At 49.0% G+C, this 26153-nt stretch carries 19 protein-coding genes and 1 pseudogene; 13 read left to right on the top strand and 7 right to left on the bottom strand.

Annotated features, from left to right (window positions below; all coding sequences use genetic code 11):
- Positions 1-329 precede the first annotated feature (329 nt).
- Both SJI19_RS16060 and SJI19_RS16055 read right to left on the bottom strand, forming a co-directional pair.
- Positions 330-1439: an S-(hydroxymethyl)glutathione dehydrogenase/class III alcohol dehydrogenase gene (locus SJI19_RS16060; protein WP_323479272.1), complete on the bottom strand. Its 1110-nt coding sequence runs from the start codon at positions 1437-1439 to the stop codon at positions 330-332.
- 53 nt (positions 1440-1492) lie between these two features.
- Positions 1493-1768 (bottom strand): metal/formaldehyde-sensitive transcriptional repressor, encoded by a 276-nt coding sequence (locus tag SJI19_RS16055; protein WP_323479271.1) that lies wholly within the window; start codon positions 1766-1768, stop codon positions 1493-1495.
- 214 nt (positions 1769-1982) lie between these two features.
- Here SJI19_RS16055 and SJI19_RS16050 point away from each other — a divergent pair, with 214 nt between their 5' ends.
- Together SJI19_RS16050 and SJI19_RS16045 are read left to right on the top strand one after the other, a co-directional pair.
- Entirely contained in the window at positions 1983-3389 is a 1407-nt protein-coding gene (locus SJI19_RS16050; protein WP_323479270.1) for an NAD-dependent succinate-semialdehyde dehydrogenase, read from the top strand.
- Between the two features lie 633 nt (positions 3390-4022).
- Entirely contained in the window at positions 4023-5357 is a 1335-nt protein-coding gene (locus SJI19_RS16045; protein ID WP_323479269.1) for an MFS transporter, read from the top strand.
- Positions 5358-5475: 118 nt separating this feature from the next.
- On the opposite strand, the pseudogene SJI19_RS16040 reads toward SJI19_RS16045, so the two are convergent.
- Positions 5476-6115 (bottom strand): annotated as a pseudogene (locus SJI19_RS16040) (TonB-dependent receptor plug domain-containing protein); the annotation flags it as partial.
- A 293-nt stretch (positions 6116-6408) separates the two neighbouring features.
- The gene (locus SJI19_RS16035; RefSeq protein ID WP_323479268.1) at positions 6409-6678 is read right to left on the bottom strand and encodes a helix-turn-helix transcriptional regulator; all 270 of its coding nucleotides are present in this window, start codon (positions 6676-6678) and stop codon (positions 6409-6411) included.
- Between the two features lie 1189 nt (positions 6679-7867).
- On the opposite strand from SJI19_RS16035, the gene opgB reads away from it, so the two are divergent.
- From opgB to ppk1, 7 genes are all read left to right on the top strand, one after another.
- Entirely contained in the window at positions 7868-9739 is a 1872-nt protein-coding gene (gene opgB, locus SJI19_RS16030; RefSeq protein WP_323479267.1) for a phosphatidylglycerol--membrane-oligosaccharide glycerophosphotransferase, read from the top strand.
- Positions 9740-10080: 341 nt separating this feature from the next.
- Positions 10081-10875, top strand: coding sequence for an ABC transporter substrate-binding protein (locus SJI19_RS16025; protein ID WP_323479289.1), 795 nt, complete (start codon positions 10081-10083; stop codon positions 10873-10875).
- Positions 10876-10923: 48 nt separating this feature from the next.
- Entirely contained in the window at positions 10924-11706 is a 783-nt protein-coding gene (locus SJI19_RS16020; protein WP_323479288.1) for an amino acid ABC transporter ATP-binding protein, read from the top strand.
- On the top strand, positions 11706-12521 hold the full coding sequence (locus SJI19_RS16015; RefSeq protein WP_323479266.1) for an amino acid ABC transporter permease: 816 nt from the start codon (positions 11706-11708) through the stop codon (positions 12519-12521). Before SJI19_RS16020 ends, SJI19_RS16015 begins: the two co-directional genes overlap by 1 nt.
- Positions 12518-13201, top strand: coding sequence for an amino acid ABC transporter permease (locus SJI19_RS16010; RefSeq protein WP_323479265.1), 684 nt, complete (start codon positions 12518-12520; stop codon positions 13199-13201). Before SJI19_RS16015 ends, SJI19_RS16010 begins: the two co-directional genes overlap by 4 nt.
- A 401-nt stretch (positions 13202-13602) precedes the next feature.
- Entirely contained in the window at positions 13603-14769 is a 1167-nt protein-coding gene (locus SJI19_RS16005; protein ID WP_323479264.1) for a permease, read from the top strand.
- Positions 14770-15257: 488 nt separating this feature from the next.
- On the top strand, positions 15258-17300 hold the full coding sequence (gene ppk1 / locus SJI19_RS16000; protein WP_323479287.1) for a polyphosphate kinase 1: 2043 nt from the start codon (positions 15258-15260) through the stop codon (positions 17298-17300).
- An 84-nt stretch (positions 17301-17384) separates the two neighbouring features.
- On the opposite strand, the gene SJI19_RS15995 is transcribed toward ppk1, so the two are convergent.
- Complete coding sequence (locus SJI19_RS15995; RefSeq protein WP_323479263.1) at positions 17385-17807, bottom strand: DoxX family protein; 423 nt, start codon at positions 17805-17807, stop codon at positions 17385-17387.
- A gap of 431 nt (positions 17808-18238) precedes the next feature.
- Here SJI19_RS15995 and SJI19_RS15990 point away from each other — a divergent pair, with 431 nt between their 5' ends.
- The 4 genes from SJI19_RS15990 (at position 18239) to SJI19_RS15975 (ending at position 24449) form a co-directional block, all read left to right on the top strand.
- The gene (locus tag SJI19_RS15990; protein WP_323479262.1) at positions 18239-18889 is read left to right on the top strand and encodes a response regulator transcription factor; all 651 of its coding nucleotides are present in this window, start codon (positions 18239-18241) and stop codon (positions 18887-18889) included.
- Complete coding sequence (locus SJI19_RS15985) at positions 18889-20676, top strand: sensor histidine kinase (protein WP_323479261.1); 1788 nt, start codon at positions 18889-18891, stop codon at positions 20674-20676. Before SJI19_RS15990 ends, SJI19_RS15985 begins: the two co-directional genes overlap by 1 nt.
- Positions 20677-21556: 880 nt before the next feature.
- On the top strand, positions 21557-22894 hold the full coding sequence (gene argG, locus SJI19_RS15980) for an argininosuccinate synthase (protein ID WP_323479260.1): 1338 nt from the start codon (positions 21557-21559) through the stop codon (positions 22892-22894).
- A gap of 697 nt (positions 22895-23591) precedes the next feature.
- Complete coding sequence (locus tag SJI19_RS15975; protein WP_323479259.1) at positions 23592-24449, top strand: toxin glutamine deamidase domain-containing protein; 858 nt, start codon at positions 23592-23594, stop codon at positions 24447-24449.
- A gap of 50 nt (positions 24450-24499) precedes the next feature.
- Here SJI19_RS15975 and SJI19_RS15970 read toward each other — a convergent pair whose 3' ends face one another.
- Both SJI19_RS15970 and SJI19_RS15965 read right to left on the bottom strand, forming a co-directional pair.
- On the bottom strand, positions 24500-25036 hold the full coding sequence (locus SJI19_RS15970; RefSeq protein ID WP_323479258.1) for a GNAT family N-acetyltransferase: 537 nt from the start codon (positions 25034-25036) through the stop codon (positions 24500-24502).
- 99 nt (positions 25037-25135) lie between these two features.
- A complete protein-coding gene (locus SJI19_RS15965) occupies positions 25136-26092 on the bottom strand; it encodes a 2-hydroxyacid dehydrogenase (RefSeq protein WP_323479257.1) in 957 nt (318 codons plus the stop codon).
- Positions 26093-26153: the final 61 nt, after the last annotated feature.

The raw sequence follows: 26153 nt of genomic DNA, 5'->3' as shown, positions 1-26153 counted from the left end.
GTCATACTTCACGTTGCTGATCGGATTATGATCCGTTGCGGTTATTTTGTCTTTGCCATCCACTTATTGCTAAATAAAATACCTGAGATTATAAATACCACCTTCCACAGTATGGCGCAGCCTCAAAATATGCATGCTGAGCAATCATTATTTGCCGCATGGGCATTTTGCTGGCCAGGAGGAGGTTTGGCGGAGGAAAGTCATGCGGGCACGAAGGGGTTAAAATCTCTCCCCCCAATGCCCTAAAGTACCCGACGGCGATTGCCCATAAGCCTTGCTAAGCATCACCGATGTCCCGACTCCCGTAATGCAGGTGCGCAACCTTTGGCTTAAAAATGGATAACGGTGCGAATCGACTTCCCTTCATGCATCAGCTCAAACGCTTGGTTAATCTGCTCCAGCGGCAAGGTATGGGTAATGAACGGGTCGAGATCGATCTCTCCGGACATCGCCTGCTCTACCATACCGGGCAGTTGGCTGCGTCCTTTGACGCCACCAAAAGCCGAGCCGCGCCAAACCCGGCCGGTAACCAACTGGAAAGGACGGGTGCTGATTTCCTTACCCGCGCCCGCCACTCCAATAATAATACTTTCCCCCCACCCCTTATGGCAGCATTCTAACGCAGAGCGCATCACATCCACGTTGCCGATACATTCAAAACTGAAATCCACCCCGCCATCGGTCAATTCGACAATCACCTCCTGAATTGGCCGCGCGTGATCCTTCGGGTTAATGCACTCTGTCGCGCCCATGGATTGAGCCAGGGCAAACTTATCCGCATTGGTATCGATGGCGATAATCCGACCCGCTTTTGCCTGCACTGCCCCTTGGATAGCCGCCAGGCCGATTCCGCCCAAACCAAAGATTGCCACGGTATCTCCGGCCTTGACCTTAGCGGTATTATGCACCGCGCCGATACCGGTGGTCACACCGCAGCCCAATAAACACACCTTCTCCAGCGGCGCCTTAGGATTGACCACTGCCAGGGAAATCTCCGCCACCACGGTATACTCACTAAAGGTACTGGTGCCCATATAGTGATATACCGGCTGACCGTTATAGGAAAAACGGGTGGTGCCGTCAGGCATGAGCCCTTTTCCCTGAGTGGCCCGCACCGCCTGGCACAGATTGGTTTTACCCGAGGTGCAAAATTTACACACGCCGCATTCAGCGGTGTAAAGCGGAATCACGTGATCGCCAACCTTGACGCTGGTCACGCCTTCGCCCACTTCCATCACGATACCGCCGCCCTCATGCCCCAGCACTGCGGGAAACACCCCTTCAGGATCGTCCCCGGACAGGGTGAACGCATCGGTGTGACACACGCCTGTGTGGGTAATTTTAACTAATACCTCGCCTTTTTCCGGCGGTGCGACATCAATTTCAACGATTTTGAGCGGCTGACCCGGTGCAAAAGCCACGGCTGCACGAGATTTCATAAGGTTTCTCCAAAAATAAAGACATTCAACACAACTATAGGCTAGTGGACGGACTACTTTAAATATGACCGCACCAGGCTGGCGACACCATTAACCCGCGCGATTTTTTCCAGATCGCTCAAATCCGGTTGGCCCAGCTCGTCGCGGATATGGATTTCCATAAGCTCTGACATCAAGCCGTGGGACGCACCTCGCACTGCGGCAATCTGTTGCAACAGGGCGTCGCAGTCAACCCCGGATTCCAACGCCCGCTCCAACGCTTCGACCTGGCCTTTGATTCGTCGAACCCGAAGCAACATACGTTTTTTATCTTCTGATGAACGCGGCATAACTCCACCCGATGAGAGTAACATATAGTGAGGGGGGGTATAGTATCAAGTGTAAGCAAAAGATCAACCACTGGCGGTTATCGCAACGCTCACCCTAGCCTATGGCTTTGATAGTTGCAGACGATAAGAAATAACTTTTCACCGGCCTATAATGCCATGACGAGATGCTTGGTTCTCTCTAAGTTACATCTATTCAATAAGGATATTCGTTATCATGAGTGTACTTAAAGCAACACCGTCATCCATTAAAACCGTCAATCCGGCCACCAATAAAATTGAAAAACAGTTCGAGGTCATGAGCGACGAACAGATTGAAACCCTGCTGGCCAACGCCGATCGTGCGTTTAGCCAGTGGAAACACACCCCCTTTACCCAGCGAGCCGCTCTGTTACATAAAGTGGCGGCAATCATGCGTGAACAAAAGCAAACATTGGGCAGACTTTGCACCATTGAAATGGGAAAGCGGTTGGCCGAAGGCATTGGAGAAGTGGAGTTGTGCGCCAATATTTTTGATTATTATGCCGATCACGGTACAGCGTTTCTGGCCGATAAACCGTTGGACACCCCCATCGGCAGTGCTTTTTTAACCTATGAGCCGATTGGCGTACTGCTCAGCGTACAACCTTGGAACTTCCCGTTTTATCAGATCACCCGTTCAGCCGCGCCAAATATCATGGCCGGCAACACCATGGTGTTGAAACATGCCTCCAATGTGCCGCAGTGTGCGGCGATCATGGAGGATATTTTTGCTCAGGCCGGCGCGCCTAAAGGGGTTTATACCAACCTGTTTGTCCCGGGTTCCAAAGTTTCCAATCTCATCGGCGATAAACGCATCAAAGGCGTATCGCTTACCGGCAGCGAAACTGCGGGATCCAGCTTTGCCGCCGAAGCAGGCAAATACGTGAAAAAATCCACGCTAGAACTCGGCGGTAGTGATGCATTTGTCGTCCTGGCAGATGCCGATCTGGATCTGGCGGTGAATACCGCCGCCATGGGCCGGTTATGGAATGCAGGCCAAGTGTGCGTATCGCCAAAACGTATTATCGTATTGGCCGACGTCGCTGACGCATTTATCAGTAAAGCGCGGGCTCTTTATGCGCAAATCAAGGTGGGCGATCCCCTCGATCCCTCCACCCAGTTGGCGCCTTTGAGCAGTGAAAAAGCGGTGCAGGAAGTGGTTGAACAAGTAGAAATCGCGGTGCGTGAAGGTGCTACCCTGGTCTATGGTGGTCATCGTCTGGATCGTGCCGGTGCCTATATGGAACCCACCATACTCACCAACATCAAACCCGGCACAGCCGCCTATTCACAAGAGATCTTTGGGCCGGTGCTGTGTATTTTTGCCGTCAAGGATGAAGCTCAGGCCATCGAACTGGCTAATGATACCGAGTTTGGCTTGGGGGGGAGTGTATTTGGCACCGACACCGCCAAGGCCGTGGCCGTGGCGCGACAAATCGACGCCGGTATGGTGTACATCAACCACACCACCGGCATTGCCCCTGAACTGCCGTTTGGCGGCACCAAAAACTCTGGCTATGGCCGAGAACAATCCCCTTCTGGCATCCATGAATTTGTGAATGAAAAACTGATTCGCATTACCACACCCGACGCACCTTATTGATACGCAATTGAGTGCTCATCCTGGTTGATTACGCAAGTATCCAATCTGGGGTCCATCGCCCCAGATGGGATAACCTAGACGTATCAAGCCCCAGTAACCTGGGGCTGCACCACGGCAAGTGTCCCCTCGCTGCTGATTTTTGGCTATTGGCATCGGAAAATACTGGGATTCTGACAATATTAAATAAATACATTTAATTTATTAAATAAAAGTTATACCTTGTTATACATTATAACAATCTCCTTTTTTGGGCATATATGAATATATTGACTAAATAACCATTTTCTTATGGGCATCAGCCCAAAAGAATGAGACTTGAATCACAATTATGATAAAATATACCTAAAACAAAATACATACTCTCCTCCCGCTCTCGTTCATCCATCCAAAAATATCCTCATTCATATACCTAATATTAGTCATTTGCACAATGACTTACCCCGCTGTGATTTTTATACTGCAAATCACGGATCTTTATGACGATTGATATTTTCGAGTAACTAATATCTCGCTGCTTAAACTTTCCTAATTTTCAGATTCCTACTGAAAACTATTTTTTTGGCCAATGGCTGCCGCAGTTTATTTTACTATGCAAGCAACCATCGGCTAATAGCATGAACGCGGAGAACCATAATGTCGATTGAAACCACTTTGGAGAATAACGGTAGAACACACGTTCGTTACCTTGTTCTGCTATTTATTTTTATTATCACAGCCGTAAACTATGCCGACCGAGTCACGTTATCCATCGCCGGCGTGGCCGTCTCCCACGACTTAGGGTTAGACGTGGTGAACCTCGGGCAAATTTTCTCGGCATTCGGCATTGCCTATTTACTGATGCAAGTTCCTGGCGGCTGGTTGTTGGACAAATTCGGATCGGTCAAAGTCTACAGTTACAGTCTGTTTTTCTGGTCGCTATTCACCTTGCTACAGGGTTTTGTCGGTGTGCTATCCATTCCCATGGCAATTTTATCGCTGTTCATGCTGCAATTTTTGCTGGGTTTTGCCGAGGCGCCGGCCTTCCCCGCCAATGCGCGTATCGTCGCGGCCTGGTTTCCCGCCAAAGAACGCGCAACCGCCTCGTCGATTTTTAACGCTGCACAATACTTCTCCCTCGCGTTGTTCTCTCCGTTCCTCGGCTGGCTGGTCTATGCCTGGAGCTGGAAACATGTTTTTACGGTCATGGGTATCATCGGTTTTGTACTCACCTTTCTATGGATTAAATTCGTCCACAACCCATTTGAATCGCCGTATGTCAATCGAGCCGAGCTTGATTACATCGAACAAGGTGGCGGAGTGGTAAATATGGACCAAAAAAAGAGTACCAAGAGCGGTCCAAAATGGAACTATGTTAAACAATTACTCACCAGTCGTATGATGCTGGGCATCTTTTTCGGGCAATATTTCCTTAACACCATTACCTGGTTCTTCCTGACCTGGTTTCCGATTTATTTAGTACAGGAAAAGGGAATGAGCATCCTAAAGGTAGGTATTATCGCCTCGATTCCGGCGTTATGCGGGTTTGTTGGCGGCATATCCGGCGGTGTGGTGTCGGATTTTCTGTTGAAACGCGGCTTTTCTTTAACCTTTGCCCGTAAAGCACCCATCGTATTTGGCATGCTGCTAGCATCGAGCATGATATTGTGTAACTACACCAACGATACGGTACTGGTCGTCGCCTTGATGGCATTGGCATTCTTCGGCAAAGGATTCGGGGCGCTTGGCTGGCCGGTAATAGCCGATACCGCGCCGAAAGAAGTGATTGGCTTATGCGGAGCGATCTTTAATGTCTTTGGTAATGTGGCCTCCATTGTCACACCGCTACTCATTGGCTATTTGGTTAAAAATCTCCATTCATTCAATAGCGCACTGATATTTGTCGGCTGCTCAGCCATTATGTCTATGCTCTGCTATCTGCTGGTGGTGGGTAAAATTCAGCGGCTAGAGCTGAAAAAAGTACCGGAATAATAATCTCAGATCGAGGGTCGCGTCACTAACTGTAGGTCAGGACGCAACCCTAGGCTGGTTAAGCGCACCCTTAGGTTAAAAATCGTAGCCCAGGGTAGCAACAACTGAACGCTAGCCCCCCCAACACCACCCGATGCTGTAGTCCGCCGGTGTTAAAATCCGCCACCAGCTGATTATCAATGGCATAGGCGACCAGAGAAGATGATTCACCGCTGTAATAGCGATTCAATGCACTGCGATCGTGATTCCAGCCAATTTGGTAAACCTGCTGCTGGTCGACATCGGAGTGGGTATAACTGGCATTGGACCGAAATGACCAAACATCGTCAATCTGGTGGAAAAAGGCATAACCGTAGATTTACTCACGCCGTTTGAACGAGTTAAGGCTGCTTTCCCCGTCAAAAAATCCACGGCTTAACGTGGCGCCACTGCTGGCGTACAGACTGCCATCCGCCGGCAAAGTTGGTGAACACCCCAGGGGTGTAGTTCAGCGCACTATTCACCGTCAAGGCACCTTGATCATCCATTTGACGTTGTGTAATCACCGAGACCGACTGACCCGTGGTCAGTAACGGCTTATCGGTTTTAGTCGCGCCACGGCTGGTGGTCGCCATATAACCCTGGGTCAGTGAGTCGGCATTGTCCGTAGGTTTGGTGGCACTAACCACTAGAGTATCTTCAGCGTGAGTGAACAACGGTGCGGTCAATGCCAGCGAACACAGCAGAGCGGGACGCTGGCAGCTAAAAAACCTGCTCATGTTTTCCTTTCCATTGGTATTGAGATAACACCCGCCAGCTTCAGCGGAAAAACGTCAGCGTGGTGGCGGGAAAGAGACAAATCCGGTTACATAAAAGCTTAATAGGAATGAGAATTATTATCTTTATTAATTAATGTTACAAGAAATGCTTTCAAAAGCAATCAAAAGGGTTCAACGCCTTAGGCCAGGCAGGGGGATAAAAAAATCACAAATAGAAGAGGGAAAATATGACCGACGCGGATCTACACACGGCTCAAATTCAGCAACCGAACCGTCGCGCAGCAAAACAGGGATCACTCAATGTGATGCTGTGTTTTATAGAGGCTATACAGTTGCAATAACGCGAGGGCAAAATCGTCATCAACGGTGTAGAAATAGCACTCTGGAACGTTCAGTATTTTGGCGAACGCACAGCAGGTTTCAAAATTAGGACGGTAGATACCGTTCTCATACTGACTGATTCTGGAACGAGCGGTCGATTCGTCGATACCAGCCATGACCGCCAGTTTCTCCTGAGTCAGTTTTGCCCGATTCCGGGCCTCTTTCAGGCGTTTAGAAATCATCTCAATACATTATTAATGTTAACTTGTTATTCTGTTTAGCATCACTTAACATCGTAGTTGTTTAGAGTTACTAAACACAAATAACAAGAACAGAACAAACACCAGGGTATGGGCCGGTCATTGCCGGCCCGATTTGTTTTTCTCCGTAACCCGCTCATTACCCGCGTTAAAATGTCGGAAATCGATTTTTACCGGCACGTTGAATAATTTTATCGGTGCGTTGACGACAGTTAGTTGCATGATTTTTTTGGAGCTTGAAAATAAAAGATCTTGCCCTCTGAATTATCCTACACTATACCGAAGTCGTCACTGCTCAAATAGTGAACAACACACCACTCAGTTTTAGCAAAAAAAAAAGCACAAAAATACTCCTCAAACGACATTTCTCTGATTATTTGCAAATCTCGTTAGCGGCTTAAAACCTCATGCGTTAGTTCCACCTTGGGCGGAAATGCAGCGCGAATCATGGTGATTGGCCCGACGAGGGTGCTTATCTATCCCTTCTGTCACAATACTGTAATAATCTCTCGCGCCGTCCTCAATAAATTGCTATAAGTTGCCGTAGGCCGGCGGCAAATGAGAGAACCCGATGAGTTTACTGTTGGTAAGTGATTCGGGTGAAAGAATGCAGCCAACACACCTGCAGCGTGAAAGATGACGGGTATACCCAATAGATTTCGCGTGGCAGGCCGGCGGCAAATGAGAGAACCCGATGAGTTTACTGTTGGTAAGTGATTCGGGTGAAAGAATGCAGCCAACACACCTGCAGCGTGAAAGATGACGGGTATACCCAATAGATTTCGCGTGGCAGGCAGGCGGCAAATGAGAGAACCCGATGAGTTTACTATTGGTAAATGATTCGGGTGAAAGAATGCAGCCAACACACCTGCAGCGTGAAAGATGACGGGTATACCCAATAGATTTCGCGTGGCAGGCCGGCGGCAAATGAGAGAACCCGATGAGTTTACTATTGGTAAATGATTCGGGTGAAAGAATGCAGCCAACACACCTGCAGCGTGAAAGATGACGGGTATACCCAATAGATTTCGCGTGGCAGGCCGGCGGCAAATGAGAGAACCCGATGAGTTTACTATTGGTAAATGATTCGGGTGAAAGAATGCAGCCAACACACCGGCAGCGTGAAAGATGACGGGTATTTTATTAGTTTGGTAAAGGAGGTAACTTACCTATGGAAACCCTATCTATAGGTTTATTTTTAGCCTCTGTTATTATTTATTCAGTCAAAGCTAAACGTAATACATATTTTTTTATATTGGTATTATTTTTTTTAGGCATCTATATTTTGCTCAACCTGATTAGGGCGGCCAGTAATTATTTTACCGGAGCAGGTATCAATGATTCTGTGCTATATACTATCAGTAGTAGTTTAACCGGTGCCGGGTTGAGCAAATATATTATGCCGTTTGCCGGATTTTTGCTGACGTCGGTGTTGGTATTTTCCCTGATGTCGTGGCTGCTGTTGTCCAAAAAACAGGGCGGCGGACAAACGTCGTACGGACTGATGGCACTAGTCATGGCCATTGCTGCAGTAACAACAACACCGGCTAGCGCAGAGATCGCTGGTCTGATTAGATCCCAGTTAGCGAGCGGCAGCACAGATTTTAGTCGTTATTACAAAATCCCAAATAAACTGCTGTCAGGGGAAAAACCCAATTTAATTTATATCTATGCTGAAAGCCTTGAAAGAACCTATTTTAATCAAGATGTTTTTCCTGGTTTAATCAATGAACTCAATAGCCAGAAAGAAAATTCAATTGATTTTAGCAATACCATTCAATTACCGGGCACCGGCTACACCATTGCCGGGATGGTGGCTTCCCAATGTGGCATTCCTTTATTCGCCCCCTTTGACGGTAACGCATCAAGCTCAGTATCCACATTTTATCCACAAAATATTTGTCTCGGCGATATTTTACATGACGCCGGTTATACCAACTATTTTTACCAAGGTGCCGATCTGGCTTTTGCAGGCAAAGGACTGTTTTTAAAATCCCATGGTTTTGAACATCTGTATGGACTGAACGAATTAAAGGACGTCGTTAAGGACCCTGATTATCGAAACGAATGGGGCTGGTATGATGATACCCTGCTTGATGTGGTTTATGATAAATTTGTTGAGTTATCGCAAAATAATCAGCGATTTGCGTTGTTTGCCCTGACTGTTGACACACACCATCCCGACGGGTATCTTTCCCAATCCTGCGTAAACCGCACCTATCGTTATAATAATGAGGAGAATAGATCGTTAAGCGCCGTCTCCTGTAGCCAAGAACATATCGCCAAACTTATCCAAAAAATCAGGCAATCCGAGTATTTTAAAAACACGATTATTGTCGTATCGTCCGATCATTTGGCCATGAATAATACAGCCTACGGCATATTGAACAAACAGGATCGTAAGGGTCTATTTTTTGTTATTCGTGGCGACGGACAAGATCGGCTGGTGAATAATGTCAGGCGCAGCACGCTGGATAATGGCGCCACCGTATTGGATATGTTGGGAGGCGATAACATGTTAGGATTAGGCCGCAGCAGTTTGTCTACCACGTCGTTGTCAGTTGCTTTACCCAATATCGATGATAAAATTAATTCTTGGATACCGGATATCATCAGGTTATGGAATTTTCCGACCAAGATAAAAAAATACCAAGTCGATATTAATGATAAAACCATTGGATTTTCCGGGGTTAAATTCAAGATTCCGCTGATCCTTAAAATCGACAGCAATGCTGTTCAACCTATGTTTGATGTCTATTTATCCGTACCGTTAAAGCAGCAATTGGCCAAGTTAAGTGCCAAGGACAAATTTTTGTGGATCGATGACTGTAATAAAATGGCCGATGTGTGGGATGCGTCGCTCAGTCGGATCACCAACTACTGCGTCGCCATCGGTAATCTCAGTACGCAGCCGCAGATCATTAAAATCGACAGTGACATATATCATGGCCAAGTATCATCCAACACACTGCCGCAAGGCGACGAAGCACTGTTTGAACAAACCGTCGGCAGGTTAAATTTACCCGAACCAGCACCCCACTGATGGCAATTGACTGTCCAAATATTATTTTCGGGCCGGTTAATGATGCTGCAAAATGATACGCTGCGTTGACCCCGACCCGGTTCTGATCCGGAGTCGGGTCGGGGTCGGCAACGCAAGATGCCGTTTTGACCGGCTCGAGGCCATAGGCTGTTCTTATACTTAGCAGTGATAAACATATGCTTTTTTTACAGTAGTTAATTCTTCATGCCTATGTAATATTCCCCCGCATAATGCTAACGTCAATGGGTAAGCTATTGAACTAGTTACCTAATTATATAATTAATGTTGGGCGAAATATGAAAGTATTAAACAATAAGCACACTTCCATTTTATCGATCTTCATGCTATCGGCGCTGACCGGCATTGCCAGTGAGGCAGCCCATGCCGATCGGTTGGACGATATTAAGCATGCGGGCGTTATCCGTGTCGCGACTTTCGATTCCAATCCGCCATTTGGTTCGGTTGACGCAAAAAACCACAATATCGTCGGTTATGACGTTGATTTTGCCAACGCTCTGGCCGATGCACTGGGGGTGAAATTGGAACTGGTATCGACGAACCCCGCCAACCGCATTCCATTGCTGCAATCAGGTAAGGTCGACCTTATTGTGGCGGATATCACTATTACACCGGAGCGGGCGCAGGTCATTGACTTCTCGGTACCGTATTTCGTGACCGGGCAACAGTTTTTGGTACCGGTTAAATCGCCCGATAAACTCGTCGATTATGCCCATGCCCGCATCGGCGCAGTGAAGGGCACGACCGGCGAACAAGAGCTACATCACCGGTTTCCTGATTCCCGGGTACTGGCGTATGACGATATTCCCCTGGCGCTATCGGCCCTACGCAATGGCAACGTTCAGGCGATCACCCAAGACTGCACTATTCTGGCTGGCTTACTTAACAGCGCACCGGATAAAACCCACTATAAAGTCTTGCCAGAATTATTAACTAAAGAAGCGATCGGCGTTGGGGTAAAAAAGGGCGAAACCACCTTACTGTCCTTCGTTAACAATCAACTGCTGCAGTTGGAAAAAAACGGCCAAGCGAGCGCTATTTATCATCATTGGTTCGGACCGCAGACGGCATCCCCCCAGCCGCGTTTGTTTGAAATTACCGTTAATAACCAGGTTTAATTAATGCAATCCCAAGATCACAATTCTGACCATGTCACCCCCTGCGCGATGGATGGCGGTGCAGGTGCTGTCGCTGCCGTTGAATTCCGCCAGGTCGACAAATCGTTTGGCCCCCATCAGGTTATCCATCAGGTTGATTTTAGCGTCGCACACGGTGAGGTGGTGGCCATCTGTGGCCCATCTGGCTCAGGGAAATCAACCTTAATCCGCTTAATCAATCAATTGGAACCTATCAGCGGCGGTGAGATTTTTATCGATGGGCGACCCACCTCGGCGCTGACGGGTAAAGCGCTGCGTCAGTTGCGTACTCATATCGGTTTTGTCTTTCAACAGTTCAACCTGTATGCCCATCTCAGCGCGCTGGACAACGTCAGCCTGGCGCTGATTAACGTGCACGGCTGGCCGCAGGGTAAAGCCCATGCCAAAGCACTGAGCTTACTCAAACGGGTCGGATTGGGTGATAAAGCATCCTTTTATCCGGTTCAGCTCTCGGGCGGACAGCAGCAGCGCGTAGCCATTGCTCGCGCTCTGGCGACCGACCCGAGTTTGATTTTGTTTGATGAACCGACGTCAGCCCTGGACCCGGAAATGATCGGTGAGGTATTGCAGGTCATGCAGGAACTGGCACACAGCGGTATCACGATGATCGTGGTCACCCATGAGATGAGCTTTGCACGCGAGATCGCCGATCGGGTGGTTTTTATGGATGGCGGCGCCATATTAGAACAAGCCACCCCGGAGACATTTTTTACCGCCCCCACTCACCCGCGCGCCCAGCAGTTTTTACACAAGGTGTTAAACCCCTTGCACGCACGGGTGGAGGACGCCTGATGGCCTGGCATTTGGATTGGGCCGGCGTACTGACCGGTCAGCCATTGCACTGGATTATTTCAGGTTTTTTGGCAACGCTTTATATCACATTGATCGGCAGTATTCTGGCGACTCTGGTCACTTTACTGATGCTGAGCCTACGTCTGACACCAGGTCGGCTGGGCCGCGGCCTGGTGTCCCTCTACATTTCGATATTCCGTAACACACCATTGCTGGTGCAACTGCTGTTCTGGTATTTTGCTGCTTGGCGCATTCTGCCGCAGAGTTGGCGTTTTTATATTGGCGACATCCATCTTTGGGCGATATTGCCCGGTGATGTTGCCTGGCTGGCACCGGAATTTCTTTGTGCTAGTTGGGGATTGGCATGGTTTAGTGCGGCATTTTTAATCGAAGAAATCCAGGCCGGATTAAATTCAGTACCGAGCGGGCAAACCGAAGCCGCGCTTTCACAGGGTTTACATCCATGGCAGATTTTACGCCACGTGTTATTGCCCCAAGGCCTGATTAACGCCTGGCAGCCGCTGGTGGGACAATACCTAAATCTGATGAAACTCTCCTCTCTGGCCAGCGGCATCAGTTTTGCCGAGCTGACCTACCAGATTGGCCATGTGGAAAGCTACAATGCCCACGCACTGGAAGCCTTTGCCATCGGGAGCGGGTTATATTTACTGTTGGGATTACTGATGGGGTCACTGATGCTATTGCTGGGCCCCAAACGCCCGGACCGCAACCGGCCACGATTGGCGCCCATGCAAGAGGTGACCCACGCGGTGTTCAGCTCCGGCACAGATAGCAATAAAAGAGGTGCTCCATGACCTTTAATATAGATGTCATCCTGAATAATCTAACCTACCTGTTATGGGGGCGTTTGGCCGACGGTCAGCCAGGAGGTGTATTATTGACGCTTATCATGGCGGTTTCCAGCGGCGTACTGGCGCTGGCGGTAGGTGTGATCCTGGCCTGTCTGGCCTGGCGTTATCCCGGCTGGCCACGCCGGGTGTTATTTATCTGGGCCGAGTTTATCCGTGGTATTCCGCTGATTTTAGTGATTTTCTGGATGTTTTTTCTTATGCCTATCGTGTTGGGCGCTTCGGTGCCCGGCCCGCTGACGGTGATCCTGGCCCTGGCGTGGTTTACCTCGGCGGCGGTGATGCATACGACGCTTGCCGGGCTGAATGCCCTGCCGGACGGGCAAAAAGACGCGGCCCTCGCGTCAGGTATGGGTGAATGGCAAATTCTGCGCTGGGTATTATTGCCCCAGGCGATGCCAAACATCCGGCCCTCTTATATCGGTTTGATGGTGGCGTTGATAAAAGATACCTCGTTGGCTTTTATTGTCAACGTGCCTGAATTAACGACCGTCGCCAGCCAGGTTAATAATCGCGAGCAAATTTATTCTACTGAAATTTTTGTGTTTATTGGCGTGATCTATTATCTGCTTTGTTATGGCCTATCGGCACTCGCCGGCAAATGGGGTACCCATAAACTCGTCTAGTTGATCCCCTGCCCCTTCAGGGTAACACCATACCCTGAAGGGGGACTCACGCTGTGCCGTCGATGACGGCTTTTTTATTCCTGGCGCTGTCTTTCACTCACTGATGACAGATTGACATCCCCCGCAGGTAAGACATTACCAGTCGATCGAAAAAAAACGCCCAAATAGTCGACTCAATGAAATTCATAGATTATCCTTAAATGATGCTTAGCCTAAAGTTAAGGGTTACGTGATTAATTAATAGTAGCCAAATATCATCGTGTCATATGCAGACATGGTTAATTATTATACTCATGGCGATTAAAGACTAAAAAAAAGACTACGACCAACATCAGTTTCAATATTGCAGTATATTGCCGATCAACGTTCGTTTTAAATATATCAACAAAGGGGCCCTGTTTATGGTGAACCAAATTTGGCATGCTATGAGTATGTCTTTGTATATGCTGTGGAGTATATTTTGGGGTCTTTCTCTGGGCTTCCTGTTTTCAGCAATCATTGAAGTCGCTATATCGAAAAACCAAATGTCCAAGCTGTTACCCGATTCACGGGTCACCTCGTTATTGAAGGCCATGTCCCTGGGGGCCATCTCGTCTTCGTGTTCCTATGCTGCTGTAGCGATGGCCCGTTCTATCGTACGTAAGGGTGGCGATTTTGTATCTGCTATGGTGTTTCAACTGGCGGCGACCAATCTAGTGTTAGAGTTGATGATATTAATGTGGCTACTTTTGTCCTGGCAATTTGCGGTGGCTGAGTTTGTCGGAAGCTTTATTATGGTTGCCATCATTGTCGCGTTATTTCATACCTTTCCGGGAAAGGGCCTGAAAAAGCAGGCCATCCACCACGCGGAAAGCGATGTTAGCGGCCCCATGGACGGCCATGCCGCCATGTCTATGGGTCAGCGTGAAGGGGGCTGGAAGGAACGGTTATTATCACCTAAAGGCTGGACCGCCATCAGCCATTATTTTGTGATGAACTGGTCCATGCTATGGAAAGATATCGGTGTCGGATTACTGATTGCCGGCATGTTGGGCGCTTGGGTACCGAAAGATTTCTGGTCATCACTTTTTTTACTCGGACACCCAACGCTTGCTGTCGTTTGGGGTATCTTATTGGGTCCTTTAATCGCCATTATTTCCTTTACCTGCTCCATCGGCAACATCCCCTTGGCGGTCATCCTATGGCATAGTGGGTTAAGTTTCGGCGGTGTGGCCGCTTTTATATTTGCAGATCTGATTATCCCTCCAATTATTAATATTTATCGTAAGTATTATGGCGCAAAAATGGCTGCTTATTTGTTTGCGATTTTTTATATCGCCATGGTCGGAGCCGGCGCACTGGTGCAGATCATTTTTTCCCTTTTAGGAATGATACCCCAGCAGCGTGATATGTCGATAACCCAGGTTAATTTTGAACTCAATTATACTGCCGTATTGAATATCATTTTCTTTCTGATTTCACTGATACTTATCGTTGTATTTCTGAAAAGTGGTGGGCCGGCCATGATGAAGATGATGAATAAACCTAATAATAAGCAACAACATGGGGAAACACACCACCATGGCTAAGCGCAATAGGTGGTCTGTTCGATAAGAGAATCGGCAAGCCGCAATTACCACCATCACACAGACCGGTCCTGGCCAGGAGGTAAGACCAGGATCCGTTCATTGCGCCGCTTTTTCCGCAGGTCCAGGACAACGCGATAAGCGGCGGCGCCAAACCTTTCCAGTCCGTACAGTGGCGTTGCACAACACTTATTCAGCCATCAACAATAAAGTGATCCCGGCACGAAAACCGCGGTTACAATACTCGTAAAATACCCCTTCGCGGTTTATCCGGCGAAACGCCATTCGCCCCCCATATGAAGATGAAGCATAAAAACCGCTTTCGCGCCAAAACTGGTGTATACCGTCACGACCGAGCACCTGACGGAAAAAATTTCGCAACGTTATGTACAAAAAAACCAAGACGCGAATAATTGTCATCAACAAATCTCATAATAAGCGGTCATTATCGACTGTTATCACAAGGAGTTGTCGTGTCGCCTATTTTTCATATGGACAAGGAACTGAGCTGGCTTACCTTTAATGAACGGGTATTGCAGGAAGCAGAGGACCCCCGAAACCCACTGGTAGAACGTATCCGCTTTTTAGGTATTTACTCCAGTAACCGTGATGAGTTTTATAAGGTCCGCTTTGCCGATCTGCGGCGTCGGCGGCTCATCAGTGAAGCGCTGGGAGGTGATGCCGATACCTGGCTGTTGAACGAGGTGCAGCAACGTATCAGACAAACCAATGAAAAATTTGACGCCTTGTATAATGACCTGCTGCGTGAATTGGCACGAAATCAGATATTCCTTCTCAATGAGCAGCAAATTTCCGAATCGCAGCGTGATTGGATTAAAAACTATTTTCGCCAGTCGCTGCGCACACTCATCTTCCCTATTCTCATTGAGCCAGATACCAGCCTGGTCACCTTTCTGCGCGATGAGTATACCTACCTGGTCGTGGAAATGGTCAAGGGTACCGGGGTACGTTATGCCATGTTGGAAATCCCGTCCGATAAGACGTCGCGCTTTATCCCCTTGCCGGCAGATGCCGGTTCACGGCGCCGCAAGCCGCTTATCCTGCTGGATAATGTGATGCGCCTGTGTCTGGATGATATTTTCGGCGTTTTCTTCGATTACGACACTATTCAGGCCTGTTCGATGAAAATGACGCGGGATGCTGAATTCGATCTGTCCATGGAGACCGACACCAGCCTGCCCGAGATGATGTCTTCCGGGCTCAGGCAGCGTCTCAAGGCCGAGCCGGTGCGTTTGACCTATCAGCGCGATATGCCGCCAGACATGCTGACCATGCTTTATAACAAACTAGGCATTGAGGATTACGACTCGGTGATTGCCGGGGGACGCTATCATAATTTTCGTGATTTCATCCGTTTTCCTGCTATGGGCAGAAAAAATCTGCTCAATCCGCCAATGCCGCCGTTGCAACACCCGCATCTCACCGGTTATCGCAATCTGTTCGATGCCATTAGCGTGCGGGATATTCTGCTTTATTATCCTTACCATACCTTTGAGCACACGCTTGAGATCCTGCGTCATGCCTCGTTTGATCCCTTGGTGGTGACCATCAGGATCAATATTTACCGGGTAGCACGGCAATCGCGGGTCATGGACGCCATGATCCATGCGGCCAGCAACGGTAAAAAGGTCACGGTGGTGGTGGAACTTCAGGCCCGTTTTGACGAAGAGGCCAACCTGGAATGGTCGCGCCGGCTGAAAAATGCGGGTGTACAGGTTATTTTTTCGGTACCTGGACTGAAAATTCATTCCAAACTATTTCTGATCAGTCGTCTTGAAGCCGGCAAACTGGTGCGTTATGCCCATTTAGGTACCGGCAATTTTAATGAAAGCACCGCCGGGCTGTATACCGATTATGCGCTGCTCACCAAAGATGAACGCATCACCAACGAAGTGCGTCAAGTATTCAGTTTTATCGAAAACCCCTACCGACCGGTGAAGTTTCACTGGCTGATCGTTTCGCCGTTAAATGCACGCGCCCGGTTGTATAAGCTCATCGATGCTGAAATAACCGCCGCCTCCGCCGGCCAACCCTCGGGGATCAGGCTTAAAATCAACAATCTGGTGGACACCGGACTGATAGAGCGACTGTACGCCGCCTCTGCCGCCGGTGTGCCCGTTAATCTGTTGGTGCGCGGCATGTGTACCTTGGCGCCAGGCTTGCCGGATATCAGCGAGAATATCCAGGTTATCAGCATCCTCGATCGTTTTCTGGAACATGACCGGGTCTATCAATTCCATAACCGCGGCATCCCCCGGATATTCATTTCCTCAGCCGACTGGATGACCCGCAATATTGATAACCGTATCGAAGTCGGTGTGGAGCTTCTCAGTGACGCGGTACGCCGCCAGGTGAATGATACTCTCGACCTGCTGTTTAACGACACGGTAAAAGCGCGCATTCTTGATAAGGAAATGAGTAATTGTTATGTCAAGAGTGTACGACGTCGTAAGGTGCGTGGCCAGAATGCGGTTTACCATTACCTGCAAAAGGCTGAGTGGGCTGATAATTGAAAAACCCTGCGAGGTGATCCTGATATCGGTAAAAAACACAATGGAATAACATTCTTTTGTTATTCCACTGCGCAAACCTTATATTCAGTTTTTCATCATGGCATATTTACCCGGCCCCACCAGCATAATAATAAGGCCGCCAAAGAAATACAGTGCTTCCGTTTCCAACGCCCAAGCGCCCACCTCGGTCAGCGTATAAAAATGTCCCATACCCACCAATAACGTGGCCACCAACAAATTAAAGGCAAAAACCAATCCTGCAAAACGGGTCATAAAACCGACGATAATCATAATAGGCGCGACAATTTCGCCAATAAACGCGCCGTACGCAATAAATCCAGGCAGCCCATGACTTTGCAGCAGATCAACAATCCAGCTGACACCATGTTGGGTTTTTGCATAACCATGGAACAACATTAGGATACCAAAGGTCAAGCGCAACAGCAGCTTACCCGCATCCTGTCCGTCCACGAACCGAGAAAATCCATTATTAATTGCAGTAAGCATAAGATCAATCTTCTATGATATCAGGTAAATTGTAGTGTTAATTTAACCGACATTGCCCGGCGTATCTAATCAAAAAAACTGAATAAGAAAGTCAAAAAGCATGCATAGGCCGGCAAAAGAATAGCCACCAAAAGAATAAATAGGACGCAACTGGCAGGTATTGTGACCGACACACTGGATCGAGTAAGAAAAATCGTATTTAAAATGAAATAATAACCCGCAGGTCAATGCTCTGCTGGGTGAGGTTTCCAAAAAAGCCGGGCTCTTTTTCGGCAGCACTTCCCAATTCGTTGATAAAATGCAAAACTGAATATCAGCTAATTTAATCGTTAACCCACAATAAAATCCTGTTCGGTGGTGCCTAACCGCCTGAGCCATTATGTAGACTTTGGCTCTGTTTACAGAGCCACTACCTCGGCGTCATAGAAATAATGAAGACTACCAGCATTAAGGTGTTACTGGTTGAAGACGATGAAGTCATGCGCCTGGAATTTGAAACCATGGTGGCATCCCATAGCAAACTTAGCCTGGTCGGCAGTGTGGCTACCCTGGCTGATGCTTGGATAGTGTTACGTCACACCATACCCGATGTGGCAATTGTCGACTTAGGTTTGCGCGACGGGGATGGTGTTGATCTGATCACATCATTGCAACAACGCGGTTACCCCACGGCGGTTCTGGTCGCCACCATCTTTGGCGATGAGGCCCATGTGATTCGTGCTATCGAAGCAGGGGCTCGGGGATATTTGCTCAAAGACACCTCCATAGAGGAGTTCTCACGGGCAGTGGAGTTGGTGCATGACGGAGGTGCACCATTATCACCGCAAATCGCCAAACATTTGTTAAAACGTTTGGGACCGGCGGAGAAATTGACTGCCGCCGCCAAGGCGCAGATCCTCACCACACGCGAAATAGATATCCTTAAACTTATTTCACAGGGTTTTACCGTAGCTGAATCAGCACGCAGGTTAACGCTCTCAACTCACACCATATCCACCCATATTAAAAATATTTACAGTAAACTGGCAGTGCATAATCGTGTGGCGGCCATCATTCAGGCCAAGCAGCAGGGTTTGCTTTAATGCAAACAGACACACCGCCATCGCGATTTGGCTGGTGCTTAGCCACCGTGTTCTGGCTGCTATTATCAGCCTCGCCATGCTCGGCTCATCCCCTACCCGATGTGATCTTGCCCCCTGACAATACCCGGTTGCTCGATCACGCCGAATTTATTTTTTCCAATCAGGATAGACCGCCCAGACAAGCCGGCCTCAGCGTGGCGCTACCGGATAGTTGGCGGCGACGAATTCCCGGTTTTAGCGGTTTTGCCTGGTATCGGCTGCATTTTTGTTTAAACAACATTCCCAGGCAACCCCTGGCACTTTATGTACCACATCTTTCGGTGGCGGGGGAAGTCTGGCTGAACGGCTCATTACTTAACCCTGGCGTACGCTTTAACCGCGGCCGTGGTATTGACGTTATCCCCATGAATGATGCTCCACTCTATTTAGTGCTGCCATCAGGGTTATTTCATATCGGTGACAACCAGCTGTTTATCAAGATACAAGGCGATCGTGCGCAACGCAGCGGGCTGTCGGTGATCCATCTGGGTTCAGCTATTCCGTTATATACTCAGTGGTTTAACCGATATTTAGCCCAAGATGTGGCGCGTTATGCTATCTTTTTTCTAATTTCAGGCTCTTTATGTTTTTTAGTGGCCTATACGTGGCGACAACGTCGGCTGTTAATTATTAAGTTTGCGTTGTTATTCTGTCTTATTATTCTCTTGTTCTATCTTGCCGATTTGACCGTTGCTTTGGGGACCCAAGAGGCATTACGGATGATGTCCGCCACCCTCCTAAATTGGGTCTTGTGTCTCGCCGGATACCGGCTTTCCGGTGCCAGATTGCCTTGGTTTGAACCGGTGCTTCACGGCTTGACCATGCTCACCTTAACCGTCAGCGCCCTCATAATGCTGTTCGGTGTGCCAACGGATCAGATTTGGCTGCTCACCTGGCCCCATGTTTTGCTGCGACTCGTCCCCATTGGCCTGTTATTGCATCTTGGTTGGCGGCAACACTCGTTGAAATACACCGCATTGTCGCTGACGGCACTGTTGTGGACGATTACGGTGTGCCAGTCCTACCTCATTATCATGGATGAGTTGCCCTGGGACAGCTTTCGCTGGAATTTTGCTGGCGCATTGCCGTTTTGTATCGTTTTGGCCTATTTTTTTGTCGAGCGATTTATTATCGACCGGAAACTTAGCCAATTGGAGATGCAGGACGCCATCCTCGCCGAACGTGCACGCATTTTACAAGATATGCATGATGGGATGGGCGCCCAGTTGATCACTGCACTGCGCTTGGCTCGCAGCAAGGATTATTGTCGGGAGGAACTGGCACGTCATATTGAAGAGTCCCTGCAGGATTTACGCTTAATTATCGACTCACTGGATTTAACCGAACACGACCTATTACCGCTATTGGGAAATCTACGCTTTCGGTTGCAACCCCGCCTGCAATCCTTGGGGATCACCCTGGAATGGGACGTGATTCCTATTCCCCCGTTACCCTATTTGACCCCCGCTTCCGCCCTGTCAATTCTGCGGATCGTGCAAGAAGCCATCAATAACGCCCTTCAACATGCGCAGCCCACACATATTCACATCGGGGTGCGACCAGACGATAGCGGAGTCACCATACGGATAACGGATGACGGCCACGGCATCTTGCCAGGAACCATCAGACCCAGCTCGCGGGGGCTGTCGGGGATGCATGCCCGGGCCGAGAAACTCGGACTGCGCTTAACAATACAAGGTGGTCCAGGCGGCACCGAAGTGGCGCTATTTATTCCTCATCAGCCATAAGGATCACATTTCCGCGTCAAATACCCTAAACAAGGTATGTATATCTTGCGTTAACGTCGTAGACTAACCTCGGCGTTAGTGTAAAGAATCAGCGTCATTTTATAGGTGAAGTCGTGTTATCCGGCGCAGACCGGTTAACACAGCTATGGGTAACAACTTACACACAGTAAATACATGTCGTTTTATACCAGGTGATAAAATGCAAATCATTCTACCCGTAGTGGGGTTGATTTTACTGGTCGCATTAATGGTTTTCTCCTTGTTAATGCACAAAAAAAATAAAAGTAGAACCAAACTTCCCAATCGATATACGGAATTTAGAAGCAAAAAAAAACTGCGTTTATTCCGTTAAACGGCGGGTATTCCCAGAACCCTTTCTGCATCTGATACCTGTATCAGATGCAGTATTAAACCCGTGTACCGATCGCTGGGTTAATTTACGCCGCAAGTATCGCCGGGTATCCGGCCAGTTAGCCATCACAATGATGATCCCACCAACGCACACAGTACCCTGCCGATGCCAAACTACCGATGCGGCTAAACTGTCTCACTTCGCCGTTATCACCTTTGCACATCGGGATGGGGTAAACTCGTCGATCTCCTGCGCGTAAAATGCAATGATTTACAGGGTAGCGTTCTGGCTTGAGTTTCCTTAAGATGAACCCTGCGATGCATAGCGTTTTCATCCGAGGCGGCAAGGCGATAGCCATCGTCATACAGGGCTCCGAACTGTGGGCTAACGGGCAAACCATTGCGTGTGGCCAGGATGAAGTTAACAACTGAATGCAACAAGACTTGGTCAGCAACCGAGCCTACGCTCGTTTGCGACACCAGGTAATAAACAGTTTGCAGTATATTTTCTCTTATAGGGCTCATATTAATGGAAACAATTCTCAGGCACCTCCCGGTCAACCAACGAGTGGGTATCGCCTTCTCCGGCGGATTGGACACCAGCGCAGCGTTACTCTGGATGCGTCAGAAAGGGGCGGTGCCTTACGCATATACCGCGAATCTTGGCCAACCGGATGAAGAGGACTACGAAGAGATCCCCCGCAAAGCCCTAGCCTACGGCGCGGAAAAAGCCCGACTGATTGACTGCCGCAAGCAACTGGTCGCAGAAGGAATTGCAGCCCTGCAGTGTGGCGCTTTTCATAACAGCACCGCTGGCGTAACCTATTTTAATACCACTCCCCTGGGCCGGGCGGTCACCGGTACCATGCTGGTTGCCGCCATGAAAGAGGACGGTGTCAACATTTGGGGTGACGGCAGTACCTATAAAGGTAATGATATCGAGCGTTTTTACCGTTACGGATTGCTCACCAACGCCGAACTGAAAATTTATAAACCCTGGCTGGATACTGATTTTATCGATGAACTGGGCGGACGCCATGAAATGTCAGTGTTTATGGCTCAGGCGGGTTTTGACTATAAAATGTCGACGGAAAAAGCCTACTCTACCGATTCAAACATCCTGGGTGCCACCCATGAAGCCAAGGAACTGGAGTTCCTTAATTCCAGCGTTAAAATCGTCAATCCCATCATGGGCGTAAAATTTTGGGATGAGAGTGTTCGGGTGGTGGCGGAAGAAGTGACATTGCGTTTTGAACGTGGTTTGCCCGTAGCCATCAACGGCATCGCGTTCAGCGATCAGGTTGAACTAATGCTAGAAGCCAACCGGATCGGCGGTCGTCATGGCCTGGGTATGAGCGATCAGATTGAAAACCGCATTATCGAAGCAAAAAGCCGTGGCATCTATGAAGCCCCCGGTATGGCATTGTTGTACATTGCCTATGAACGCCTGGTGACCGGGATCCATAACGAGGATACCATCGCACAATACCACGCCAACGGCCGTCAGCTAGGTCGCCTGCTCTATCAGGGCCGCTGGTTTGATTCCCAGGCTCTGATGTTGCGCGACTCATCCCAGCGCTGGATTGCCAGTGAAATCACCGGTGAGGTGACCCTTGAACTGCGCCGCGGTAACGACTATTCGATTCTTAATACCGTATCGGATAACCTTACCTATATGGCAGAACGGCTTACCATGGAAAGAGGCGATTCGGTCTTTTCTCCAGAAGACCGAATCGGCCAGTTGACCATGCGTAATCTGGATATCGCTGATACCCGCGAAAAATTGATTAACTATATGAGTACCGGCTTGCTGTCCGCCTCTGACAACAGCGGCCTGCCGCAGTTGCAGGATAAAAACCGCAAATAACCTATAACGCGATCATTCGAGTTTCTCGAAGGCAGCAACGCAGCTCAAATCGGTCTGGAACAGAGTTGAACTGCGCATACGCTGGCCCAAAGGCTGAACCTCAAGGATGAGATTCAGCCATCCTCAGACACTTATACAGATAAACGACGGGGGTAATACCCGGTCATTAACGTTCATTATAGCCCGCTCCCGTCAATCCCCATCGTCACCATGATTGTGCCCTCCAGCAGTCGATTTATGGTGTTATTTTTCTATTTTTTGGCCTAGAAAATAGCTTTACCGGAAACCCGATTTATTTTACTTTTATCTTTTTTTTAGGTATTAAAAGAGTAACCCACCAAATGCAAACATAGTAAATAATATGATAACTAATTCATTCTTATCTATCCCTCAACGTATATCACACGTATTAGTGAATGTAAGTGATGTAATTAATGCATCGAAGTCAATAGTCACTAAATTATTACCGCAATTAAAAATTGTACGGAATAATACGTCTGATGTCGCTATTTCAGTCAAAAAAAATGATATTCTCCCCGTACTTTCAGCGGGATCTGGCGATAAATTGGCTGACGCTAGTAAATCATTATCTACGCTATACAATGTGCATTCCGCGTCACAGCCCACCGGCAAGCTCCCTGGACATGTTACACCCGTTAATCAATCCAACAGCCAGTCTTGCCACAAGATAGGCAACGTGACTCATGTTGATAGCGTTGATCATTTTAAACACATTGATGATGTTGAGTGCGTTGATGATTTCGATCGTATTGACGATGTTGGCGACATTGACAGTCACCTCGGCACCACAACGTTGCGTTGCAATCCTAAAGCACCTGAACCACAAACGCCACTCCCGAGATATCCCGGTCCGGCGGCAGATAAAACCGTCTATGCCGAACACTTAACCCGTTATATTGAAGATAAACTGCTGCACGACGTGAATCATCAAGGTAGGGCATCGTGGGCGTTAAGGCCCTTGGCAGCCGTGTGCGGATGGCTGGGCATACATGGCGTAGGCCAAACCAACTGCGTGTCCTGTGCCACCGCAGTGGCCGATACCCTCAAGCAGGGCGTGGCCTATCGTGCCATCCCCAACCTGAAAGGGGCAAAAATCAGTGAATTTGAGCATGCCCAGCATACCGAGGGTAAGCTCTATCCCTCGGCACACGCACTATTACAACAACTCGTCAGCGACCCCAAAGACATTAACGGTATCTTAACCATCGTCCGGCCCAAGTCCTGGTGGCGAAAAATAGTTAGCCCGGTGGATGGACATGCCTGCAACCTGATCAAAATCGGTTCGGCGCTCCATTTGGTTGATAGCCAAAAAAGAATCCATATCACCGTTGATATTCCTATGAAAAACAAAACAAATGCCATGTTCAGTGCGATCAACCCGACCACAGGCCATCAAACCACCCACGCTGGTGAACCGACGATGTCCGGGTCTCAGGTTCAGTTTGAACCCGAGTGGCTACACAGCCTGGCGCATTTTATTGGGCCAGTAGCGGCGAGCGACCAGGCGCTGGAATTGCGGGATATCGGTTTTTAACAGCTGAGCGTTCCGGCAACGGGTTAATTTTACACGGGTAACAGACAGATTCAGCGATTGATATATTGGCGACAGTAGACATTATGATCAACATAATGGTCGCCGATTTTCTCCGCCCGCACCTGGCAATAATCAAAAACAAACCCCAAGCGCTGAGCTAGCCGGTTACTAGGCCGGTTGCCAGCGCCACAGCGGATAATGAACGTATCCAGTTTGCCAGCAGCCTCATACCAGTCCATTAGAGCGGTAACCGCATGGGACATCACCCCCTGGCCCTGGTACGCGGTGGCTAACCAATATCCGATCTCCGCTTGTTTATCGTTAATGGTGTTATAGGAGACTATCCCTGCAATATTGCCGTCCCAGCGCACCACATATACCGCCGATCGCCCATCGGCAAAATCAGCGCGATTTTGCCGAATATTGGCCAGCGTATCCTTAATGTCGTTAATTAATGGCGGCCATGATAGATGCTGACTGAGTCGTGTTTTTTCCTGCTGCACCAGCAAAAACAGATCCTCGGCGTCGTCTTCTCGTGGCAACGAAAGCCGAAGGGATGGTGGAATGGCTAACTCTTGGTAATCCATATGCCGTCTCCGATAGTGATACCCGTCATATTTCCCCGTTGCAGATGCGTGGGTTTTCCTCGATCACCCCGGTCATTTACCTGTGTAAACTTCTGAGGATCACGCCGGCAATTCAGCTACCGGCGTCAATAATGGTCGACCAGCAAAACAGCGGGTCAGATTTTCCAACACCAAAGCGAACATCGCCGTCTGCGCCTCGGGTGATCGCGCCCCTACGTGCGGGGTGATAATAATATTGTCCAAACCCAGTAACCCGGCAGGCACCAGAGGTTCATCCTCAAGCACATCCAGTGCAGCGCCGGCGATCGTGCGGCGCTGCAAACTCTCGATCAACGCGCCGGTATCCACAACGCTGCCACGGGCCACGTTGACCAAAAAACCCTCTGGCCCCAACGCCGCCAATACCTGGCGGTCGATCATATGCCGGGTTCCAGCCCCACCGGGCGTACAGACGATGAGAAAGTCCGCCCACTGCGCCAGTTCGCTCACGCTGGCGCAATAAAGCCAATCACACTCTTGCCGAACATGGCGATTATGATAAGCCACCGTCATCGAGAACCCCAAAGCACAACGCTGGGCAATTTTCTGTCCGATATTGCCCAGGCCCACTATGCCGACCCGCTTGCCGGTGAGTTGGGGGCGCGTTACCCGTGCTTGTTGCCAGATACCGTGCCGCACCCCTCGATCCAAATTGGTGATATTACGCGCTATCGATGCCAGCAAAGCCATGGCATGGTCAGCAACGCTCGTATCGTTAGTCCCAGCACCATTGGTCACCTGAATCCCCCGCGCCTGTGCCGCCTTGAGGTCGACTTTTTCATAGCCCGCCCCTTGGCAGCAAATAACCCGCAGATCGGGCAGTGCCGCAATCTCAGACGCATTGAGCCCAATGGAACCAATGGTCAGTACCGCCTTAACGCCCGGAGCCCCACCTGCGGGCAGGATCGGGCTTCGATCGTTCTCTCGCAGCATAGTCACCAGGCTAAAACCCGCCTGTTCAAATCCCACACGCAACGTGGATGGAATATCGACATGTAATAGCAGTGGAATGCGCATAATGGTGAGACCAAAAAACCTTGAATTATATAACCATACATCAGTTATATAATTCGCAAAA

The organism is Acerihabitans sp. TG2, from assembly GCF_035013185.1.
Lineage (GTDB): Bacteria > Pseudomonadota > Gammaproteobacteria > Enterobacterales > Enterobacteriaceae > Acerihabitans.
Note: the sequence above shows the minus strand (reverse complement) of the source record. Positions and strands in the feature narration are given on the sequence as shown.

Bases quoted from the DNA above. Each gene is read 5' to 3' on its own strand.
- SJI19_RS15995 (WP_323479263.1), bottom strand. From the start codon at position 17,807: ATGCTTACTGCAATTAATAATGGATTTTCTCGGTTCGTGGACGGACAG.
- SJI19_RS15970 (WP_323479258.1), bottom strand. From the start codon at position 25,036: ATGGATTACCAAGAGTTAGCCATTCCACCATCCCTTCGGCTTTCGTTG.
- SJI19_RS16015 (WP_323479266.1), top strand. From the start codon at position 11,706: ATGGCCTGGCATTTGGATTGGGCCGGCGTACTGACCGGTCAGCCATTG.
- ppk1 (WP_323479287.1), top strand. From the start codon at position 15,258: ATGGACAAGGAACTGAGCTGGCTTACCTTTAATGAACGGGTATTGCAG.
- SJI19_RS16005 (WP_323479264.1), top strand. From the start codon at position 13,603: ATGGTGAACCAAATTTGGCATGCTATGAGTATGTCTTTGTATATGCTG.
- SJI19_RS15965 (WP_323479257.1), bottom strand. From the start codon at position 26,092: ATGCGCATTCCACTGCTATTACATGTCGATATTCCATCCACGTTGCGT.
- SJI19_RS16020 (WP_323479288.1), top strand. From the start codon at position 10,924: ATGGATGGCGGTGCAGGTGCTGTCGCTGCCGTTGAATTCCGCCAGGTC.
- opgB (WP_323479267.1), top strand. From the start codon at position 7,868: ATGGAAACCCTATCTATAGGTTTATTTTTAGCCTCTGTTATTATTTAT.
- SJI19_RS16045 (WP_323479269.1), top strand. From the start codon at position 4,023: ATGTCGATTGAAACCACTTTGGAGAATAACGGTAGAACACACGTTCGT.
- argG (WP_323479260.1), top strand. From the start codon at position 21,557: ATGGAAACAATTCTCAGGCACCTCCCGGTCAACCAACGAGTGGGTATC.
- SJI19_RS15985 (WP_323479261.1), top strand. From the start codon at position 18,889: ATGCAAACAGACACACCGCCATCGCGATTTGGCTGGTGCTTAGCCACC.
- SJI19_RS16055 (WP_323479271.1), bottom strand. From the start codon at position 1,768: ATGCCGCGTTCATCAGAAGATAAAAAACGTATGTTGCTTCGGGTTCGA.
- SJI19_RS15990 (WP_323479262.1), top strand. From the start codon at position 18,239: ATGAAGACTACCAGCATTAAGGTGTTACTGGTTGAAGACGATGAAGTC.
- SJI19_RS16060 (WP_323479272.1), bottom strand. From the start codon at position 1,439: ATGAAATCTCGTGCAGCCGTGGCTTTTGCACCGGGTCAGCCGCTCAAA.
- SJI19_RS16010 (WP_323479265.1), top strand. From the start codon at position 12,518: ATGACCTTTAATATAGATGTCATCCTGAATAATCTAACCTACCTGTTA.
- SJI19_RS16025 (WP_323479289.1), top strand. From the start codon at position 10,081: ATGCTATCGGCGCTGACCGGCATTGCCAGTGAGGCAGCCCATGCCGAT.
- SJI19_RS16035 (WP_323479268.1), bottom strand. From the start codon at position 6,678: ATGATTTCTAAACGCCTGAAAGAGGCCCGGAATCGGGCAAAACTGACT.
- SJI19_RS16050 (WP_323479270.1), top strand. From the start codon at position 1,983: ATGAGTGTACTTAAAGCAACACCGTCATCCATTAAAACCGTCAATCCG.